General features: G+C 28.5%; 5 protein-coding genes. 2 read left to right on the forward strand and 3 right to left on the reverse strand.

Annotation, left to right across the window (positions count from 1 at the left end):
* The 3 genes from VIM70_RS11020 to VIM70_RS11030 form a co-directional block, all read right to left on the reverse strand.
* The coding region (locus VIM70_RS11020) for a hypothetical protein (RefSeq protein WP_333783845.1) at positions 1-206 on the reverse strand (206 nt) is incomplete at its 3' end.
* 383 nt (positions 207-589) lie between these two features.
* Positions 590-2,251 (reverse strand): RNA-binding domain-containing protein, encoded by a 1,662-nt coding sequence (locus VIM70_RS11025; RefSeq protein WP_331945811.1) that lies wholly within the window; start codon positions 2,249-2,251, stop codon positions 590-592.
* A gap of 256 nt (positions 2,252-2,507) precedes the next feature.
* Positions 2,508-2,768 (reverse strand): hypothetical protein, encoded by a 261-nt coding sequence (locus VIM70_RS11030; protein WP_331945812.1) that lies wholly within the window; start codon positions 2,766-2,768, stop codon positions 2,508-2,510.
* 275 nt (positions 2,769-3,043) lie between these two features.
* Here VIM70_RS11030 and VIM70_RS11035 point away from each other — a divergent pair, with 275 nt between their 5' ends.
* Complete coding sequence (locus VIM70_RS11035) at positions 3,044-4,084, forward strand: hypothetical protein (RefSeq protein WP_331945813.1); 1,041 nt, start codon at positions 3,044-3,046, stop codon at positions 4,082-4,084.
* Positions 4,085-4,176: 92 nt separating this feature from the next.
* A partial coding sequence (locus tag VIM70_RS11040; RefSeq protein ID WP_331945799.1) for a hypothetical protein occupies positions 4,177-4,410 on the forward strand: 234 nt, incomplete at its 3' end.

Genomic DNA, 4,410 nt, shown 5'->3' on the forward strand with positions numbered 1-4,410 from the left:
ATATCATAACTTTCATAAACTTCATTTATATTTGCAAATGCTATTAATGGTTCAAACCCATTTTTAATTGCATTGTCTAGCTCTTTAGTTCTATATTTGAATTCATACTTACCATTTTTCGATAACTCTCCAATTATATATTTACTTTTAGTCTTATAATCTTTCCAAATTAAATAAAGATATTCTCTATTATTAATTTCACTCATTATTATGCCTCCTCTTCTCCACACTAGAAAAACATATAATAATTCCTTAATCATGGGGTCAATTATAATATCATCATACCCGACATTCTTATTTCGCCATTTATTTTATTCCCTACTATACCCAATTGCTGTGATGTCTTTCACTATTACCTATTAGTGCATCAAATATAGGAATAATTAAAAAATCATTTTCTAAACCTGTTTCCTTAATTGATTAGAGTATTATATTTATGGAATATGGTTCTTTTGCACTATTAGTTTATCTACTATTATTTTGGTTAATTTTCTATGTTAATAAATACCCAAATATTGTTTTTATGTGAAATAAACATAAAATACAACTAAAAATACAACTAAAATACAACTAAAATACTACTTAATATTTATTTTAATGTCCAGCCAGGTTTACGATCTGAGCCTCCATTTTTTATGGATTTGTCTTTTCTAGACATTTCATTAATTATATTACTAATCTTTTTTCTTTTCTGGTCCTCATCTAAAATATTTGGAAGTTTATCCATTAATAACTCATCTATATCTTTTCTACTAGCTGCACTATATTGCTTAATAAAATCAATAATAAGTTGTTTGTAAAAGTTTTTATCAAAGGCCCTATTCTTTATATATGTTGCCTTTTCTCCTGTGGCTACAGCAACCTTAGAAGACACAAAAACATTAGGATATCTTCCTTCAATAAGTTTTTGTTTCTTTAATATCTTGTTCTCATTTTCACTTAGTTTTTCCTTCTTTTGAACTTTATCTAAATACATAACAGTTTTCATATCTAGTTGGGTATTTTTAATTAATAATTTAGTATAATTTTCATCAATAATTTTACCAGTAATTTTTACTTTTACTTTTTCTGGCTGACTTAGATCATAATCGGGCAGGGGGAAATACCTTTGCATTTGCAATAAAAACATTTTTTTAATTCCACTCCCAATAGTATCAATCATATTTAAATTAACCATTGCATTAGCTAAAAATTGATTTCTATAATATTCTTGTGGTGCGTCCTGCTCAATTACTGTTTCAATAGTTTTAGGGATAAAATTACCTACATTTGTGAAAATTAATTCCTCCGGCCTTTCTATTACATTAATTCTACTATTCAGACTATAGTCCTGGTGAGCAATGCAATTATGAAGAACTTCCCTTATTACATATGGTTCATATTGAGTTATTTCAGTCGGAAATAGTGTGTTTTCAGTTAAATATCTATATTTAAGATTTCGAATTTTCGAATAAATTGCATTCACATTCAGTAGTAATGGTGGTGCAAAGTGCTCATAATCTTTTTCAATATTATTTTCATCTTTTAAAATCCAAGTTATTTTAACAACAGATGGCGTTAGGAAATGTTCTGATTCATCTTTTCCCAATAAAATAATTGCTGTCCTAGTAACTTTTCCACCAACAGTGATTTTAGCCTTATCTAAAAATGTTTTATCATCCCATGTATCAACTTGATCCGCTAATTTTATATTTTTCACCTTGTATTCAGTTCTTGCCTTAAATATTGCCTGATCATCTAAGTCGGCTAAAGTTGCATCATTGCAAATTTGAGCCGACCAATCTTCTATTTTTAACTGACTTCTTATTAATTCAATTTCATGAATATTAAGTGCACCAATAGAACTAGCATCTCTGCCATAATAATGGCCTTCCCATGCTATAGGGATTCCTTGTGGTGCCGCTGGAATTTGAAACATTACAACTCTATTTCCTTCTATACTTAATTCATATATTTCAATAAATGTTAAATTTATTGTGGTCTTTTTAGAAATTTCAAACTTTAAATTATCTAGTTCAGCTTTATTGATTCTATAGTTAGTGCCAACAATTTCTCTTTTATCATTAATGCCAAAGATTAGCCAAGCATACCTTTTATCTTTCAAATTAGCTTCATTACTTAGGGCAGAGAAATATTTACCAATCTTTTTAAAATCATATTGAATTTTTGCCTCCTTGAATTCGATCCATTCAGTTTCAGCTGGCAACTCTTTAAATTCCTTAATTAACTGAAAAAGTTCTATATCTTTCACTCATTGTCCCTCCTATAAATTAGCATAACTTAATTTAATAAAATAAAATATTTACACATAAATTATTTTTTTCAAATATAGTATTTGATTTTAAAATAAAAAATTTAACTTACTAATTTAGTATACCTCATAAGTAACCATACTTAAACAAACATTAACTTATTTTAAGCACAACTTATGATGATGCATTAGTGTTAACCCCCTTTCTCATATTAAATATCCTCCCCATTACATCCCTAGGTTTCCTATCAAATTCTTACCTAGTAAAATTCCAATAAATCTCATTATACCCCACCCTAATTTTCTCATCTTTTATTCCTATTTTCATTTCTTCTATAGAAAATCCCTTAATTCTACTATCCTTATCTATATGTTCACCAATTTCTGTTTCAGCAAGTGAACTTATCCTTTTAAGCTCTTGCCACAATCTATATTCTTCCTTAGATTTTATGCAAAGCTCAGTAACTAAGGTGGCATTATTAAGTAAAAATTCTGTACTATAAATTACCCTTACCACTTGATATCCTTTTACTTCAATTTTTCTATGGAGCACTTGAGACTGAAATTGCTACCTATTAATAAAATGCTATAATAGTCTGTCAATTACTCTTTATTACAATTTATAGTCACAACTATTCAACCCTCTTTGTTTACTTAAATTATCCCAATAAAATCCACAGAAAAATTCTACAAATCAAACAATAACTTGAAGCTATTACAATGGCTATAAATTACATATTCATTTATAATATAATTACAATATTTTTTTTATATAAAGGAGATGTACTACCAATGTCTGATAGTATCAAAGACGCAGTTGAAGCTTATGTTTTAAGCAAGAATAAAAAGCACTCAAAATTCAGCAAGAAAATTGTAATAAACTTATTAATGGGTGTTAAGATAAATAATAAAAAAGTAGACGTTGAAAAGGACTTTACCTTTCTAAGCCAAGACGGTTTAAATACTGAACTATTGATTACAGATCTAGAAACTGAAGAATACATTGATTTAGCAATAAAGAGTTCTATAAAAAAGTACACAAAAAGTAAATCTACAGCTATAGCTATTTATAAGGAATTTATTGCATTTATTAATAAAAAATATAATATAGAAATTTCTATTTCTTTTCCTAAGTGGATTCCAAAAACAACTTTGGAAAGACAACTTTATATAGCCAAAATACTACAGGATCCAGAGGCACCTATTGTCCAATTAGAAGACATCCTATATATCAGCAGTAAAACCCTACAAAATGATTTAAAAATACTTAAAGGAGATGGTGATGACCCTCTTGAAGTAATGGGTCAAAAACTCACTGTGGATTTTGACAGAAAAAAAGGAAAGCTTTCCTTCCCTTCTACTATTCATCCTTTATTTTTGACGTTTAATTTGACGCAAGTAATTACTACACTTGAAGGGTTGAAAATAATGTCTGAGAAAGAAGCTTATAAAAATTATGCTTTAAATGGGGCCAAAACAATATGGATTCAGTTATCAGATTATGCAAAACACAGGATTTTCACTGTATCAGAGGGATTGGGGATTGATACCAGTTGGTATAAGTCATTAGAAATGGATATCAGTAATCTTTTCCATACTGAATATATGTGTAGTACAATATATGGTTGTGAAAGCCTATTATTATGTTTTAAAAATAGTAGACCTTGTTTCATTGAGTATATTGATGATGATGGAAAAACTATAATATATAAAAATTGCTTAATAATTAGCTGTCCTGATGACCGTGTAACCGTAAAAATGGGCGAAAAGCAATTAATACTTGAAACAGACAGAGTTATAAAAGCAGCTTTAACAGAAAATGAACTCTATTAAAAACAGAAGCTGAGCTTCCATGAAACTCCCTTTGAAAATTGATATGATTAAGACATAGAAAAACAAATACAAATTCGAAGGGAGTTTTTAATATGTCAACATGTTTAGCAGAGGTATTGTTTGGTCATATCGATAGAGATAACGGAGGTATTCAGTTTAATAACAGGATTAGTATTTATGAAAATAGTGTTACTAGACTAGTTTTTGAAAAAAGAGCCTCAATAGATGGAGCACTAGGCAGTATTGAAGCAATTTGGATTCCAAATCCAGAATATCTTATTGAATCTTGCTTGCTTATGGCAGCTGTCTATGGAATTAAAAGTCCA

Origin of the sequence: Clostridium sp., assembly GCF_036569345.1 — a bacterium.
Lineage (GTDB): Bacteria > Bacillota > Clostridia > Clostridiales > Clostridiaceae > Clostridium_AD.